The organism is Proteiniphilum sp. LBM24028 (assembly GCF_056629195.1).
Map to the genome: position 1 here is coordinate 3,233,990 of NZ_CM152817.1, position 17,200 is coordinate 3,251,189.

9 protein-coding genes are annotated in these 17,200 nt (G+C 40.0%); all 9 read left to right on the forward strand.

Going from position 1 to position 17,200, the window contains the following annotated elements; translation table 11 throughout:
• Nucleotides 1-7: 7 nt before the first annotated feature.
• The 9 genes from AC1HCU_RS13035 to AC1HCU_RS13075 all read left to right on the forward strand — a co-directional run bounded on the left by AC1HCU_RS13035 (nucleotide 8) and on the right by AC1HCU_RS13075 (nucleotide 17,108).
• Complete coding sequence (locus tag AC1HCU_RS13035; protein ID WP_480366616.1) at nucleotides 8-1,714, forward strand: RagB/SusD family nutrient uptake outer membrane protein; 1,707 nt, start codon at nucleotides 8-10, stop codon at nucleotides 1,712-1,714.
• A 19-nt stretch (nucleotides 1,715-1,733) separates the two neighbouring features.
• A complete protein-coding gene (locus AC1HCU_RS13040; protein WP_480366617.1) occupies nucleotides 1,734-4,799 on the forward strand; it encodes a SusC/RagA family TonB-linked outer membrane protein in 3,066 nt (1,021 codons plus the stop codon).
• A 13-nt stretch (nucleotides 4,800-4,812) separates the two neighbouring features.
• Nucleotides 4,813-6,735, forward strand: coding sequence for a RagB/SusD family nutrient uptake outer membrane protein (locus AC1HCU_RS13045; RefSeq protein WP_480366619.1), 1,923 nt, complete (start codon nucleotides 4,813-4,815; stop codon nucleotides 6,733-6,735).
• Between the two features lie 22 nt (nucleotides 6,736-6,757).
• Nucleotides 6,758-8,212 carry a hypothetical protein gene (locus AC1HCU_RS13050; RefSeq protein ID WP_480366621.1) on the forward strand — a complete coding sequence of 485 codons (1,455 nt, stop codon included), beginning with the start codon at nucleotides 6,758-6,760 and terminating at the stop codon, nucleotides 8,210-8,212.
• 227 nt (nucleotides 8,213-8,439) lie between these two features.
• The gene (locus AC1HCU_RS13055) at nucleotides 8,440-9,657 is read left to right on the forward strand and encodes an MBL fold metallo-hydrolase (protein WP_286880300.1); all 1,218 of its coding nucleotides are present in this window, start codon (nucleotides 8,440-8,442) and stop codon (nucleotides 9,655-9,657) included.
• A 30-nt stretch (nucleotides 9,658-9,687) separates the two neighbouring features.
• The gene (locus AC1HCU_RS13060) at nucleotides 9,688-11,031 is read left to right on the forward strand and encodes a CehA/McbA family metallohydrolase domain-containing protein (protein ID WP_286880298.1); all 1,344 of its coding nucleotides are present in this window, start codon (nucleotides 9,688-9,690) and stop codon (nucleotides 11,029-11,031) included.
• Between the two features lie 71 nt (nucleotides 11,032-11,102).
• Complete coding sequence (locus AC1HCU_RS13065) at nucleotides 11,103-13,082, forward strand: sulfatase family protein (RefSeq protein ID WP_480366624.1); 1,980 nt, start codon at nucleotides 11,103-11,105, stop codon at nucleotides 13,080-13,082.
• 23 nt (nucleotides 13,083-13,105) lie between these two features.
• A complete protein-coding gene (locus tag AC1HCU_RS13070) occupies nucleotides 13,106-14,446 on the forward strand; it encodes an AGE family epimerase/isomerase (RefSeq protein ID WP_286880295.1) in 1,341 nt (446 codons plus the stop codon).
• Nucleotides 14,447-14,456: 10 nt separating this feature from the next.
• A complete protein-coding gene (locus tag AC1HCU_RS13075) occupies nucleotides 14,457-17,108 on the forward strand; it encodes a beta-mannosidase (protein WP_480366626.1) in 2,652 nt (883 codons plus the stop codon).
• Nucleotides 17,109-17,200 lie beyond the last annotated feature (92 nt).

Consider the following 17,200-nt stretch of genomic DNA (forward strand, 5'->3'; position numbering starts at 1 on the left):
ATCGATTATGAAAAAAATATACTTATTGCCTTTGACATTGTGTTTGTCCTTTTTCAGTTGTGACTTTGATCAATTTCCCACTGAAAGTATAAGCTATGAAGATGTTTTCAGAGATCCTTTAAAAGTGGAAGGCTATATCACAGGCTTATACAGTTATCTACCAAACGAAGGCAGTTATCATAGTGTAGCCGGGGCAATGTTGTCTTCTGCCAGTGATGAGTCAGCCTCTACAGCTCCTTCTGATATTACTTTATTAACAGATGGATCCCTAACCGCCAGAAGTAACAATCCCGATGCGAATTGGGGAAATAGTTACCAATATTTAGCAGACATAAATCTCGGTTTGGAGAATTTGCACTTACTGACAAATGAAAGACAGAACACCATAGATCAGTATATCGGCGAAATGAAATTTTTGAGAGCGTACATTCATTTTGAGCTTGTAAAACGATACGGCGGTATCCCTCTCGCCAATAAATTATTTTCTCTCGATGATTTAAATATTGAAAGAAACAGTTTCGAAGAATGCATAAATTTTATTTTAGAAGATTGCAATGAAGCTGCAAATTTATTACCTGATCCAAATAATATTGCTTTTGGACGGGCATCCAATGGCGCCGCACTTGCTTTAAAATCAAGAGTGTTATTATATGCTGCAAGTCCTTTATACAACAGTTCCGGCATAAATAATGACAATAACCCGCTCATTTGTTATGGCAATTACGATCCCGATAGGTGGGAATTGGCTGCTACTGCCGCTCATGAGGTAATTTCCTTAAATTATTACAATATTTTTCAAACAAGAGCAATTACCGATAATCTTAATGACAGCCAGGTAGCGCAGTATGGGGAAGAAAACTATCGGAAACTTTTCACCACGATAACAGGAAACAAAGAACTTATATTTTCAAGGACGGCCTCATTAAACAATATAATTGAAAAAGACAATACACCGGTTGGATTTACAAATGGAAACGGGAGAACAAGTCCGTCCCAACAGATGGTTGATGCATATGGGATGATTGATGGAAAGTATATAGAAGATTCTTCTTATGACAAAGAACAACCTTATCTAAAAAGGGATCCCCGATTCGAGGCTTCAATATTTTATAACGGTAAAAAATGGCCCGGACGTGCCATTGAAACCTTTCAGGGAGGAGAAGACATGAAAGGTACAATCTATTCAAAAACAGGATATTATTTATCGAAATTTTCTGAACCCACCGTTGTGATTTCAGGTTCACAAACAAACACATACCATTGTTTTCCAATGATCAGATATGCAGAAATATTACTAAATTATGCAGAAGCAATGAATAACGCCTATGGACCCGATACAGATCCTAAAGGATACGGTTTGACAGCCCGTGATGCCTTAAAACAAATAAGAGCCCGCGTACTCAGACCTCAACATACTGACGTTACCGGAGTCACAACCAAGGAACAAATGAATAAAGCAATTAAACACGAACGGCAAGTTGAGTTGGCTTTTGAAGAACATAGATATTTCGATTTAAAACGATGGAAAGAAGCTCAAAATATCTTGTCGAAGCCATTAATGGGTGTTATCATACAAAAGATACAAGATAGTTATATTTACGATTATTCTTATGTCGCAGAAACAAGACAATTTCAGAACAGATTATATTTTTATCCTATCAGTCAAAGCGAAATGTCTAAAAACAAAGCTTTAGTAAATAATCCAGGTTGGTAAAATCATAATAATTAGCTATATGAAATTAAAAATATTCTATAAAATTCCATCTTTAAAAGTAATAATCCTTTTATTGAGCGGCTTTACCCCCACACTCCTTTTTTCTCAGGTTACAGTGAAAGGAGTAGTTATGGATGCACAAAGAGAACCCTTGATAGGGGCCAACATAATCGAAAAGGGAACCAGTAATGGAACAGTCACCGATATTGATGGGAATTTTACATTAAACGTGAGAAACGCAAACTCTATCTTGACGTTTTCCTACATCGGATTTATAACTAAGGAAGTGAAGGCTACTTCATCTCGTTTGGAAATAATCCTTGAATCTGATGTTCAGATGATGGAGGAGGTCATTGTTGTTGGGTATGGATCACAAAAGAAAGAGAGCGTGGTGGGCTCAATATCTACACTTTCATCGGCCGATTTGGTTCAATCAGGAACCTCGAACCTGACCACTGCATTTGCCGGAAAAGTTCCCGGATTAACATTCACAATCCCATCCGGGCGTCCCGGAGGAGATGCCGCAGATATTTATATTCGAGGAGTCTCAACCCTAAGTCAGGCAAATTCAAAACCTCTGATTTTGGTTGATGGAGTAGAAAGAGAGTTTTCTCAGGTAGCGCCCGAGGATATTGAGCAATTTTCAGTACTGAAAGATGCTTCCGCAACAGCAGTCTACGGTGTACGAGGAGCAAATGGTGTTATTTTAATAACTACAAAAAGAGGACAAAAAGGTGTGGCGAAGGTTTCTTTAAATTATAAGTATTCTGTTCAGCAACCCACGCGTTTACCTACTTTTGTGGGATCATATGATCATGCCGTGCTAAGAAATGAATCTTTAATAAATGATGGGCTCACCCCGACATATACCGAAGAGGATCTCCAGCATTTTATAAATAAAGATGCTCCATATACACACCCAGATAATGATTACTTTAAAGATTTCTTAAAAGAATACAGCCCGATGCATGATGCTGTATTAAGTGTCAGAGGAGGAACTGAAGCCGTGAATTACTATATCTCTTTAAATGGCCTTTTTCAGGATGGTATGTATAAACAGTTTAAAGGACGTTACCCTTCAAACGCCAATTTTAAAAAGATTAATTTTCGGACAAATTTAGATTTTGCTGTAACCAAATCTACAGATGTCTCCGTCGATTTAAATGCCCGGTTGACTCAGGAACAGAATGTATCCGGAGGGATTGATAATAACAATATCTTTGTAAAATTATACGAAACACCTCCATTCGCCTATCCTTATTTATTGGCGGACGGTTCTTATGGCGGAAATGCCAACTTATCCGATGATAATTTACTGGCCACTTTAACGGAATATGGCTACAGCAGACTTTCCGATAACATCCTGGAAATAACTACGAGAGCAAATCAAAGATTGGACTTTATTACAAAAGGACTCTCCGCTCGCGCATTTCTAAGCTACAATAATTACTACGAATCCGGGACCAATATATATTACAGACCGCCTACTTTTGCGTACGTAGGAGCTTATACAGGGGAAAATACACCAAAAGTGCTGGTTCAGGAAGAGGCCGGCCCTACCCGTTCGGATGTACAGGGAAGTGGGGCAAGGCTGCGAAATAATTTAGAATTGGGACTAAATTATTCCCGTACATTTTCTGATCACAACGTAACAGGTATGTTGGTATATACCCAGACACAGTTTATGGCCAATTCAACTCTTCCGGTAGGTTTTATCGGATATGCAGGGAGAGCTACCTACGAATATAAACAGCGCTATTTAGCGGAAGCAAATTTTGGGTACAATGGGTCTGATCAATTTGAAAAAGGACAACGGTTTGGATTTTTTCCCTCCTTCTCTCTCGGGTATATTCTGACAGAAGAAGATTTTATGAAAAAATCATCGGATATACTATCTTTTTTGAAATTTAGGGGATCGTATGGAAAAGTTGGAAATGATAAAATCGGTTCCAATCGCTTTTTATTTCTACAAACTTTTGATCGTAACGGAAATTATTATTTTGGAACAGACGCTGCGTTTGGAGGTATGACTGCATTAATAGAAGGAGCATTGGGTAACGATCAGGTAACCTGGGAGGTTGGTCATAAATATAACGCCGGGGTTGATGCACGCTTCTTCAAAAACTTATCAGTAACTTTCGATATCTTCCAGGAAAATCGAGAGAAGATTTTTATTCAACGTGTATCCACTCCTCAAACATTGGGTGTTGGATCTGCCAATGAGAATATAGGTAAAGTAAGGAACAGGGGGTTTGAACTGGAAATGGGATACAATGGCAAGATAGGAAAAGATTTCAGCTATAACATAAAAGGAATGTACTCTATTGCCAATAACACCATTATATATATTGACGAAGTGCCTCCAAAATATGCTTATTTATCCAGAATCGGAAAGTCTGTCGGGCAATTATTCGGTCATACGGTAGAAAGATTCTATTTACCTGATGACTTTGATTATGATGCAGACGGAAAGCTTATCGGGCTAAAGGCAGAGTTGCCTCAGGTTACGTTACCTGTTCAACCCGGTGATTTTAAATATTTGGACCTGAACGATGACGGGACGATTGATTCATTTGATCGGGGCCCAATCGGTAATTCCACTTTACCAAAATTTGTTTATAATACATCTCTGGGATTGACATATAAAAATTTCAACTTCTATATTTTTTGGCAAGGAGCAGGAGGAAATAATAAAATGTTATCCGGTTCTGCAATTTACGAACCAAGAAGAGAGAAAGGCAGATTTCTGGATGTTCATATGTATAGATGGACCGAAGAGAGGTGGAAAAATGGAGAAAAAATACTATATCCCCGGCTTGCCAGCAATGAAAATCAGTACACAAGACAAAACAATACTTTTTTTATGCGAAAAGGCGACTATCTGAGACTGAAAAATGTAGAAGTTTCTTACACTTTTAAAAAGTCGAAGTTTTTAAATTTAAACTCTACGCGTGTTTATATCGGTGGCACAAATTTATTGACCTTTGATTATATAAAGAATTTCGATCCGGAAATGGGAAAATTAGACGGCTTTTTTTATCCGCAATCCAAAACATGGAGATTGGGAGTTGATATTAATTTTTAATTAATGACACACAATGAAATTAAATAAATTTTACAGCGTTTTTTCCTGCTTATTAATTGCTGTTCTTTTAATAAGTTGTCAGGATGATGGCAAAGGATTACTTGATAAGGAAAAGTCAAGCGATATCACAGAAGATATGGTTTTTACCAATGCACAATATACCTACTATTTTCTGAATGGTATTTATCAAAGATTAAATAGTGGGTTTTTCGTATTTGGAGAAGCCGGATATTTAGGAAACGCAGTGGATGAAGGATTGCATAAAGCATCGTGGGATAATGCAGAGAAGATGGCACTCTGTTCATGGAACGAAACGGGTTACCCGATTAATTATAACCCATGGAGTAAAAATTATCAGGGAATTCGCGCTGCAAATCGCTTCATGGCAGAGATAGATAACGTTCCCAATTCTGATGAACCCGTCATGAATGACGCAATAAGAGTGCGGATGAAAGCTGAAGCAAGGTTCCTCAGAGCAATGTTTCATTACGAACTTTTGAAATTTTACGGCGGCATACCTATTCAAGACAAAGTGTTGACTGCAGCGGACGAAGAAGAATTAAAAAAACCCCGCTCCACTTTTGATGAAACCGTTGATTTTATTTGCAAGGAAGCATTATTGGCCGAGAAAGATCTACCTCATTCAGATGAATATGACACATCTGATTTCGGTAGAATAACAAAAGGTGCCTGTTATGCTTTAATTTCCCGCGTCAGGTTGATGGCGGCAAGCCCCCTGTATAACGATCCCCAACAACCGGAAGATACACCCTTCCATGGAAAATATTCTGCGGATAAATGGCGTCTGGCAGCAGAAGCAGCCAGGGACTTCATCCAAAAGACAAGAGGATACGAACTCCACCAATCAACAAACCCGGCCCGGTATGGTGACTATGAAGATTTTTTTATCCGCCGATATAGCCCGGAAGTAATCCTTTCCTATCAATCAGCAAATGATGATCCATATTTGGGTAGAATATCCCTGAATGGTCAATTATTTGGATATGGCGCCGGTCATCAAAATGTTAATAACTTTCCAATGTTAAATGCAGTAGCCGACTATGAAGTTGTAAAAATTGAGAACAACAATATTGTCAGTTCACATTATATCGGGATGGAAAAATTGAAAGATCTGTATGACACCAATTCAATAGACTCCGAATCCGGATTTGATCCTCAAAATCCATACCTGAATCGCGACCCGAGATTCTATCAATCAATATATTACAATCAATCACCCTGGCCTGCAAGAAACGGAAAGATCTTTGAGATTTGGACATTGGAAGGGGGCACGATGGCTCAATCAGGGTTACATGAAATACATCGCGCAAATGCGGCCTTTACTTTTCCATATTTTTATATCAGGAAATTTACCGATGCATGGGCAGATCAGCAAGGCTGGAATAATAAAAGGCCAAATGTCACTAATAATTTTCCTATTTTCAGATATGCCGAGATTCTCCTTAATTATGCCGAGGCAGTAAATCAAGCTTTTGATAATCCGGACGCAACTCCTCCGGGCTATCCCATGTCAGCCAGGGATGCAGTAAATTTGGTACGAAGAAGAGCAAAATTTCCGCCTCTGGATATTGTCGCTGCAAAGTGGCCTCCGGGAATGCCCAAAAATGTAGCCGGACAAAGTCTACCCGATCTGCCGCCGGGTCTGAGCAAAACCGATATGAACGAACGTATTGTACGGGAAAGACGTATCGAATTATATCAGGAAGAACACAGATATTGGGATTTGAATCGTTGGAAAAAGAGAGAACCATTCACTGCATACGGACAAACAATTGTTAAAAAGAAAAATGGGACATTTGTTTTTAACTATACAGAGATTATGGAAAGAAAATGGTATGATAAATTCTATTTTTTCCCGATTCTGGTTTCCGAAAAAGAGAAAGTTCCGGCATGGGAACAAGCACCCGGGTGGTAATATAAATGAAAATAATTAAATTATGAAAGTTTACATAGATATTCATATTATTCTGTTTATAGTAGCATTATTTTCCTGCTCTTCCAAAAATACAACGGAAGGAAATGATCCGATCCTACACGGGAATGATTATGTGACTGCCAAAATAACTATTGACAAAAGTGACAAACATGCAATTTCGTCAGACTTGTTTGGATACAATATTGTTTATGCCGAAACTCCCGATAGAGCGTGGAATAATGGCGTAATAGAAAATTTCACAAAAGAAACCAAAACTTCTTTTATTCGTTATCCAGGGGGTACTGTCGTTACTTACTGGCACTGGAAGGAACCTACAGGAAATGGGTGGGACGATATTTGGAATCCTGAATATAATATGTCAAGTAAACCGTCGTCGGACTTTATGGACATTGATGAATATATTTCACTTGTAAATAAATTCAAAATTAATCCGTTGATTGGGATAAATATTAATTCAGGATACAAATACAATCGTTTGAATGAAAGCGTGAATGAGGCTTTGGACTTGATGAACTATTGCAAGGATAAAGGGCTGAATGTAGAGTACTGGTACTTAGGAAACGAGCCTTACCGTCCCGATTGTAACGGAGGCCCGCTTACTGTTGAGCAATATGCCGATCTTATCAATATTTTTGCAAACGCAATGAGAAAAAACAATCCTTCTGTCAAATTAATAGCTAACTGGCATTCAAACTTCACTCAACAAGAAAAAGATTATATCAAACTATTGAAATTAGCGGGACAGAACATAGACATATTTGATGTCCATCATTATTGGAATTGGAGTACGGCCTCTTTGGATGGATGGTTAAAAAAGACTCCAATTGGGTTATGGACAGGACAATCCTATATCGAGGACATTAAAAAGTTCAGAGAAATAGCTCAAAAAAACGGTTATCCGGATATTAAACTCGCTACGCTGGAATGGAACGCAGGTCCAGGCAAAGAAAGTGAGGAAAGATTAAATGTATCACAAAATGCCTTTGTTCAATGTGAAATGATGATGCAATTTATGTTAGGAGGTATGGATATAGCTACTTTTTGGCCATTATTTTGGAGAAGCGGTCAATTTAATGAAAGGGGAATTTATAATATAGATTCCGGTAAATTAAATCCAAATTCACTGTTACTAAAAGAGTTATCACAATTTTCCTCCACACAATCTCTTGGAACTGCTATTGAGGGAAAAAAAGATAATTTACTTTATCTTTGTGTAGAGGATCCTGATACGAAGTCTCTTAAAGGTTGTATTCTGAATAAAAATGGGGAACCAATAAATATAAAAATTGTTGAGTCCGGCATTACGTCTAACAAACCATACTCTGTGAGACAATATACCTTAGAAAATAGCAATTCACTTATACAAGAAAATATTACTGCAAAAAGTGAATTAAAAAGTAAGGAACTAATTTTTAATATACTGCCCTATTCAATTGTGTTTTTTGAAACACACTGATTACGTATGTATTAAGCGGACAATCAATACAAAGCTTGTGTGATACCGGAATAGATATTGATTAAGAACGGTACTCAGCACATAGAAGTAAATTATAATTAAACTCTGATTAATTGATATTTAATGAAACTCCTTATGATGGCAAAAAAGGTTACACTCCCCATTCTAAACCAAAAGCCGCTTATGCCGGTATGATTACCCGAATGGAATTTTGAAAATTAAAATCTATGCAAAAAATATTTACATCGGGAATAGCCCTTTTTTCGTCAATCATGCTGTTCGGACAAGAAGTAGGACAGCCTCTTCCGGCTTGGAACGAAGGAGAAATGGAAATTCACCATATTTATACTGGAAGAGGCGAGTCTGCCTTTTGTATTTTACCTGACGGTACTACTCTGCTTATTGATGCTGGCGATGGGGGTCCACATGCAGATCCACGAACAACTAAAGCTTCACCAGATGCAAGTAAACAACCTGGAGAGTGGATAGCCAGATATATTCAAAAACGACTGAATTTTACAAGAGAAAAAAAAATTGATTATGCCTTTATTACCCATTTTCACGGAGATCATATCGGTGGCGTTTATAAAAACTCCCCTCAAAGCAAAAAAGGAGGAAATTATTATCTGAGCGGCATCACCGAGGTATATGAACATATCCCTTTTTTAAAAATTATTGATCGCGATTGGCCAACATATCAATATCCGAAACCACAAACAGGCAAATCTTTTAATAATTACCGGAATTTTCTTGAATGGAACAAAAACAGGTTGGAAATTGAAAGATTTGTACCAGGAACAAACAAGCAATTTGTTCTTGTGAATAATCCAAATAAATATGATACATTTGAAATCCGAAATATTGTTTCGTCAGGAGAAGTCTGGACAGGGAGCGAGGATGACACAAAAAAATTCTTCCCAGCTGGAGCAACTATAGATGAAAATAAATGCAGTGCTGGAATTCGAATTAGTTATGGAAAATTCGATTATTTTAATGGTGGAGATTTGTCTGGCCGGATTCCTGTTACTGCTGAGTCTTGGCGAAATATCGAAATTCCGGTAGGCAGGGCCGTGGGGACAGTCGAAGTTTGCGAAGCCAATCACCATGCCTGGATTGATGCAATGAGCGAGCCCTTTTTGCAAAGTGTCCAACCTCAAAATATAATAATTCAAGTTTGGCATGTAACTCATATAAACTTATCAGTTTTGCAAAGTATGACCAACAAAAGTATAAATCCCAATCTCAAAAATATTATTCCCACAAATATTCCTGAACTTACCAAAGCATATTTGGGTGATGAGCAAATAAAAAAACTAACGGGTGACGGAGGGCATGTGGTAATAAAAGTAGCTCCGGGAGGAGAAAAATATTCTATTCTACTTCTTTCAACCGAAGATGAATCACATAAAGTCAAATCAATATTAGGCCATTTTGAAAGTCTTTAAACAAAATATTTCAATTTTACATACATGATTATGAAAACTTCAAGAATCTCTCTTTATTTATTATTTGCGCTATTTGTCTTTTTTAGTTGTAAAAGTTATCAGAGTAATGATATTGCAATCAGTAATAATGAGAGTGAAAAACCGTTCTCTTATTTTAAGGTTTATCGCGGCAACACCCACTCTCACACCCTTTTAACATGGACGCATGGAGAGCATCGCTCAAAAGGAATTAACGATCTTAGTCAACCTACAGAATTTCATCCTGATTGGAACGTCCCGGCAAATGTTAATTGGAGAGATTACAATTCTATTTTTGTAGACCCAAGTGGTTATACAAACAGACAAGGATTACCTGACAATCACTTCGAATTAGCCATCGCAAACGGGTACGACTTCTATGCCATTACTGATCATTCGCAAGAGCCGAATTTCCAGCCTGTATCTATAGATAACAAGGGATGGCAGGCAATATCTAAAGCAGTTGAAAAATACAAAAGGCCTGGTTTTGTTCCTTTGGTAGGTTTTGAATTCAGTAGGAATACGAATGAAAATGGAGGAAACGGTCACATTAATGTTCTTAATTCTTCGACATACATAAATGCCGACCACGGTCAACGGGGACCGGCACCTGCGTGGCCTGATGCCAATTGGAGTATTCCGCAGTTTTATAAATGGGTGAAGACTACCGCCAAGCCATACAAAAACAGTGGTTATGTAGTGGTAGGATTTAACCATCCCTCTGCGCAACAATATGATGACTGGAACAATATCGATGCTGAAATAGCAGAAAAAATATGCACTTTTGAGATCCATACAAATTATAATAAAAATAGATGGGATGCTTATATCAGGGCATTGAATAAAGGATGGAGAGTTTCGCCCATAGGAGTTCATGATAACCATGGATATTCAGCAATCCTTAATAAGCAATTACCGCCTCCGACTTTTGTTTTAGCACCAGAGTTAACTACTGAAGCCATCACAAAAGCCCTTCATGAGAGGCGAACTTTTGCATCATGGAACGAAGGAGTGGAAGTCCGTTATTCAGTGAATGGTCAATTTATGGGATCAGTATTAAGCAAACCTGACGTATTTAATTTTCATATCGAAATTATCACGCCTGATTCTAAAGAGAACGAACAAGTTAAAAAGATCCAAATAGTAAGAAACAAACCTGACGGGGAAGGAGTAACTATTGTAGCAGATCAATCGTTCGAGGGAAACAGGAGCAGGATTGTTTGGGACAAAGAAATAAAAGACACAAGCGCGAAATATTTCTTTTTACAAATCTTCCATGAAAATGACATTGACAATACAGGCAATTATAAGCCAAATGGTTCTACGATATCTGCTCCGGTGTGGACCGGGAGATAATCGGGACGTATATACATGGACATGTGGTATGCGAATATAAGTGGTAAAAAGTTTTACACGGTTTAACAACAATGGTTAAGATTAAAGAGTTCACGAAAAAAAGTAAGATAAAAGGGAAGGATCTTACTTTTCTACTTCTTTCAGGAGCACTACCTGCAACACTGTTCGGGACAGAAATAAAGCAGGAACGTCCAAACATACTCTGGCTCACATTTGAAGATACAAGCGATTATGAATTGAGCTGTTATGGTCACCCCGTGAACAAAACTCCGGTAATTGACGGACTGGCTGAAAACGGATTACAATTCATGAATGCCTATTCCAACGGGCCACAAAGTTCTCCTTCGCGATCTACCATCATTACCGGGTGTTATGCCCCTACCTACATGATGGATTGGCACCGTCTTGAAGTTACTACCCCCCAAAACATCTATTTCCCTCAATTAATGCGAAATGCCGGTTATTTCTGCACCAATAACCAGAAAACCGATTATAACTCCAGAAACAATGACAAAGCCTGTTGGGACGAGTGTGGCAATAACGCCACCTACAACAGTCCTGCAAGAAAGAAAGATCAACCTTTTTTTGCGGTATTCAATTGCATGGCAACCCATATGAGCAGGCTCACTTCAACACATCTGGAAGGTCGTCGTAACTTTGCTGAAGAAAATCTTGATCCTGCAACGCTCCCTCTTCCACCCCATGTGCCGGATTTAAAGGAAATAAGATCCGATTACGCTTTTCACCTTGAAGGAGTGAGTGATGTGGACAAGTGGGTCAATATTTTCATCAACGATCTTAAAGAAAAGAAATTATTTGACAATACCATTATTTTTATATTCAGTGATCATGGGGGATGTTTGCCCCGTGGAAAAGGATTCAGTTATGAAAGTAGTTATAAAGTACCATTGGTAGTTTATATTCCTCCCAAATGGCAACATTTATCTAAAATGCCTATCGGGAAAAATCACCGCTTCGTAGCTTTTGTAGATCTGGCCCCCACCGTATTGAGTTTAGCCGGTATGAAAGCCCCCAAATCAATGCATGGACTGCCGTTCCTGGGCAAATACGATACGACGGAGCGTAAATACAACTATGGCTTTACCTGTAACCAGGCAAGCCACTACACTCCCATACGTACTATTACCGACGGACGTTTCAAATATATCCGGCGTTATATCCCTTATAAACCGGATAATCTGCTGAACGCCTTTCAATGGCGCATGCCCAGTAACCTGTACTGGGATAAAACTTATTTCGAGGACAAATGCAGTAACCCTGTCTGTGAATTACCTTACGTACGCAATGAAGCCGAATTGTTTTACGATCTGAGCACGGATCCTTTTGAAATCAACAATTTAATGGGTGATACTAAATACGCAGAGAAGATAAATGAATTGCGTATGGAACTCAGTGCCCATATTCGCAATACTGGAGATTTGGGTTTTGCACTCCTATCGACCCGAAGAGATAGAGATAAATGTTTTTATGATATAGTGCATACTCCCGGCTATGATCTTGAGGAAAAATATCGCTTGATGGAACTCACCGCCACAGTAGCTCCAAAAGATATTCCCTTCTTAATAAAAAAACTAAACAGCAGGGATCCTGAAACCAGATTCTGGTCCGTAATTAATTTGGGCGTACTGGCCAAAGGAGGCAATCTCCCCACAGCACCCATAGAACTTGTACGTATCATGCAACAATCGAATGACTCCCAAATAGCTTCAGAGAGTGCTTACGCTTTGTGTTACACCGACAAACGCAATGAGGCCTTCGAATATTTTGCAACACACACTCAGAATCTCACATCTCTCGAAGTATTGAGCATGGATAAAAATTTAAACTTAATTCTACCGGATAAAATAAAAGAAAAGATCCGTAATAAAGCCATTGAAAATAAGAATGAAACAAGTATAATGGCTCGCAAAATTCTTGTAAACTTGGGTGAACTCCCGGCAGAAAAACTCTATGGCAACGAGGAGAAAGAATTTGCCGATGGTTTGAAACTTAATAAAAACCGCCGCCCGCTTGTTCCCACTCCGAATTAGGTATTAATCAAAAAAGATCAATAATGACATCAAATTCATCTACGACATTCTCCGGAAAAAATACTTTTCACAATAGTGGGATACCTGCGGAAAAAATAACGAAGGAACAAATTCATCAACTTGCCAGCGAAGCAATCGCTGCACGCGACGCGATTATGAAGTTCTGGCTTGATCGCTGTGAGGATAAACAGTATGGAGGATTTCTTACCAATTTCGATGCATCCGGTAACAATACCGGTACATCGGAAAAATATCTTAACACCCAATGCCGTTTTATATGGACCTTCTCATCCCTGCTGCGTCGCGGAGGTGATAAAGAATACGAACGACTGGCAAGGTTGGGCATAGATTTTATTATCGAAAATTTTTGGGATGAACATTATGATGGGTTCTACTGGAAAACGAATAGGGACGGTTCTGAGCTTGACAAAGGAAAGATTGTATATGGTGAAAGTTTTGCCATCTACGCACTGAGTGAGTATTATCTTGCCACAAGGGACCCGCGGGGATTGGAATATGCAGCGAAAACCTTTGATGCACTCCAAAAATATTGTGCAGACACACGCTACGGCGGATACCGTGAATACTTTAACCAGGACTGGTCGCCTGAAACTCCCGGTTTTGGAGGAGGTGACCGTAAAACGCTCGACAGCCACATGCATCTCATGGAGTCATTTACCGTACTTTACGAGGCATCACAACAAGAGATACATCGACGGAAGCTTAAAGAGATAATTGATCTGATCATAGACAGGATGATAGACCATACGCGCGGCTCCGGCCTTAATCAGTTCAACCTGGCATGGGAAAGTGTGCCTGCCCTGTCTCTCAAACGCACATGGAACGCTGAACGATTCGGAGAGCAGCCGGCAGAGCCGACGCAAACAACAAGCTATGGACACAACACTGAACTGGTATGGCTACTTAGCCGTGCCCTTGAAATCGGAGGATTTGAGAAGGAACCTTACAAGGATATTATGAAGCAGCTTATGGATCACGCGATTCAAAACGGTATCGATTGGCAATATGGAGGTGTGTACCGCGACGGATTACGTGAAACGGGTAAACCAATTGTATTCGAGAAAGAGTTTTGGCAGAATGCCGAAATCCTTGTGGGAATGCTTGATGCTTATAAAACTTTCGGTAACGAAGAGTACTTACAGGCTTTTGTAAATGTATGGAAATTCTGCCAAAAATACATGGTAGTTGAAAATTTGGGTGAATGGCGTACCCTTTGTGACAGAAAAGGGAATATACTAGACGGGAATATTGGCAATCCATGGAAAGTGAGCTACCACACAGGCCGTTCTGCCATGGAAGTGGCTGACCGGCTACATGAGATTGAAGGGCTTCACACAAAATAAATTATATCAAATGAATAAAACTCTTCTCCTATTGACAGTTATACTAACCACCCTATCACTTCAGGCGGGCAACGTCATCAAACGTCCTCTAAACGGGGGATGGCAGTTCCGGCAGGAAAAACTCGGTTCGTGGAAACGGGACAGTCCGAAAGATACCGTCACCTGGCGCCCGGCAAAAGTACCCGGAACCATACATACCGATCTATATTCAGGGGGAATCATCGGAGATCCTTTCTGGCGCATGAATGAAAGGGAGCAACAATGGATAGATAAGGTGAACTGGGAATACAGAACCTCCTTTGATACCGGGGATATAGTTGAAAAGGATAGCATCTGCCTTGTATTCAACGGACTTGACTCCAGGGCAGTGATTACGCTGAACGGAAAAAAAATACTGTACGCAGACAATGCACATCGCCGTTGGAAAGCCGACGTGAAAGATATCATCAAAGAAAAAGACAATGAGCTACATATCCTCTTCATCTCACCCGTGATCGAAGGGCTCAGGGAGGCGACTGCATTCGGAACGCCCATTATCTCAAACAATGACCAGTCAATGCTTGGTGGAGTCGGAACTACCAAGGTAAGTTCCTTCACCAGGAAAGCGGGATATCATTTCGGATGGGATCTGACCGGCCGCTTTGTGACAAGTGGCATCTGGAGGCCGATAGAACTCGTGGCATGGAATACGGCAAGGCTTGATGATATCTATGTATACACTAAAAAAGCCGGTAAAAAAACAGCGGATATGGGGATCGATCTGTCCATATCCTCCATGGGAAGGGATAACTACACGATAGATCTGCTACTGGACGGAAAAACAATCAAGAGTTTTAAAAGAGCCGTGGAAGGGATGGAAACTTTAAAAGAGGATTTCGTTATTCCTGATCCCCGTTTATGGTATCCGAACGGGGATGGCCCTGCCAACCTGTATGATCTGACTGTCCGGCTTAAAAAGGAGGGGAAATTACTGGATGAACACAACATCAGGACCGGCATTCGGACCATGCACCTGATACAGGAAGAGGACAGGGATAAAAATGGAAGCAGCTTCATATTCGAGATCAACGGAAAACGTACTTTCGCCAAAGGATCAAATTGGGTGGCCAGCGACATGTTTATGCCAAATGTCACACCAGAACATCTTGAACATCTGGTGAAAAGCTGCGCGGATGCAAATATGAACATGCTGAGAGTCTGGGGAGGTGCAAATTATGAGGACGACCTCTTTTATGAGCTTTGCGACAAGTACGGAATCCTGGTTTGGCAGGATTTTATGTTCTCCGTAGCAGTATACCCGGTAAATGACCATTTCATTCAAAACGTAAGGGCAGAAGCCGACGACAATATTAAAAGGCTGCGAAATCACCCTTCCATTGTATTGTGGTGTGGAAACAATGAAATTGAATCGATGCTGCAGCCGTTTGATACCAAACCTCGTGCAACATGGAGATGGAAAACAAACATGTCACAGTCTCAACGCGAGATGTGGGACAGGGCCTATGATACAATTTTTCATAAGGTACTCCCTGCAGCCGTGGAAGCAAACACCTATGAAAACATATACTGGCGTTCATCTCCAAGCTCGCTGTTTGGTGTGGGATTCAACGGTCCCATAGACAAGGAACCCGATCCCAAATTCATGCTCAGATATGGAGATGTGCATCAATGGGACGTATGCCACAGACAGGCAAGGCAATCCTATTATGATGAGAATGTGGGACGATTCATGAGTGAATATGGCATGATCTCCTACAATGAAATCTCATCGATGGAAAACTATCTGGACAAGAATGATCTGGTATTTAAGGGCGAGGCTTTAAAATTTCATTCACGATTCAGGGTGGCAGAAACGGTGGCGCTTTATCTTAACTGGTACTATCGTATGCCAACAAAGTTTGAAGACATTGTCTATATGAGCCAGATCATGCAGGCAGATGTGATAGCCCACGGAATTCAGGCGCACAGGCGTAATATGCCATGGTGTATGGGATCCCTCTATTGGCAGATCAATGACAGCTGGCCCGGAGATACATGGTCTAGCATCGACTACTATGGAAAATGGAAAGCACTTCATTATGCGACCCGCCATAATTTTGAACCGGTTGCCGTCTTGCCTTATCTTGATGGGGACAATAGTGAGATTTTCCTGGTCTCGGACAAGACGGAGAGCTTGACTGGGAAGATGGAATTGACACTGATAGACTTCGACGGGAAGAAACTGAAATCGGAAAAATTCAATGTCGAAATGCCGGCCAATACAAGTAAAAATATAAAGACACTGAACGTTGCATCATTCATCGGAGATGCCGACAGGGACAGGGTAGTACTGGCCTGCAAATTCACGGCCGGAGATATTCAGCACACCACCCTGCAGTATCTGGATTCCATCAAGTTGCTGAAACTGCCCAAGGTAAATATAAAATTGGAGACCTTACCCGGGACGGAAAAAGGTACTGTCACAGTCAGGGTGACTACCGATAAACTGGCCAAAAATATCGCGGTCTATTATGAAGGTGTGGCAGGATTCTTCTCGGATAACTATTTCGACATGCTGCCCGGGGAAACGAGGTATATTACCATTAAGACAGACGATTCACCCGAAACAGTATTGAAGAATTTAAGCTATAACACCATGAACGATGTGTATGGCAGACTATGAACCATTAAAAATTACTATGACTTGCACAGGAAGTTCTCCTGAATTGAAATTTCATAGCTATTCATGGAAATGATGTAACTTACAAAAACGAC

Bases quoted from the DNA above. Each gene is read 5' to 3' on its own strand.
- AC1HCU_RS13035 (WP_480366616.1), top strand. From the start codon at position 8: ATGAAAAAAATATACTTATTGCCTTTGACATTGTGTTTGTCCTTTTTC.
- AC1HCU_RS13070 (WP_286880295.1), top strand. From the start codon at position 13,106: ATGACATCAAATTCATCTACGACATTCTCCGGAAAAAATACTTTTCAC.
- AC1HCU_RS13060 (WP_286880298.1), top strand. From the start codon at position 9,688: ATGAAAACTTCAAGAATCTCTCTTTATTTATTATTTGCGCTATTTGTC.
- AC1HCU_RS13075 (WP_480366626.1), top strand. From the start codon at position 14,457: ATGAATAAAACTCTTCTCCTATTGACAGTTATACTAACCACCCTATCA.
- AC1HCU_RS13050 (WP_480366621.1), top strand. From the start codon at position 6,758: ATGAAAGTTTACATAGATATTCATATTATTCTGTTTATAGTAGCATTA.
- AC1HCU_RS13040 (WP_480366617.1), top strand. From the start codon at position 1,734: ATGAAATTAAAAATATTCTATAAAATTCCATCTTTAAAAGTAATAATC.
- AC1HCU_RS13065 (WP_480366624.1), top strand. From the start codon at position 11,103: ATGGTTAAGATTAAAGAGTTCACGAAAAAAAGTAAGATAAAAGGGAAG.
- AC1HCU_RS13045 (WP_480366619.1), top strand. From the start codon at position 4,813: ATGAAATTAAATAAATTTTACAGCGTTTTTTCCTGCTTATTAATTGCT.
- AC1HCU_RS13055 (WP_286880300.1), top strand. From the start codon at position 8,440: ATGCAAAAAATATTTACATCGGGAATAGCCCTTTTTTCGTCAATCATG.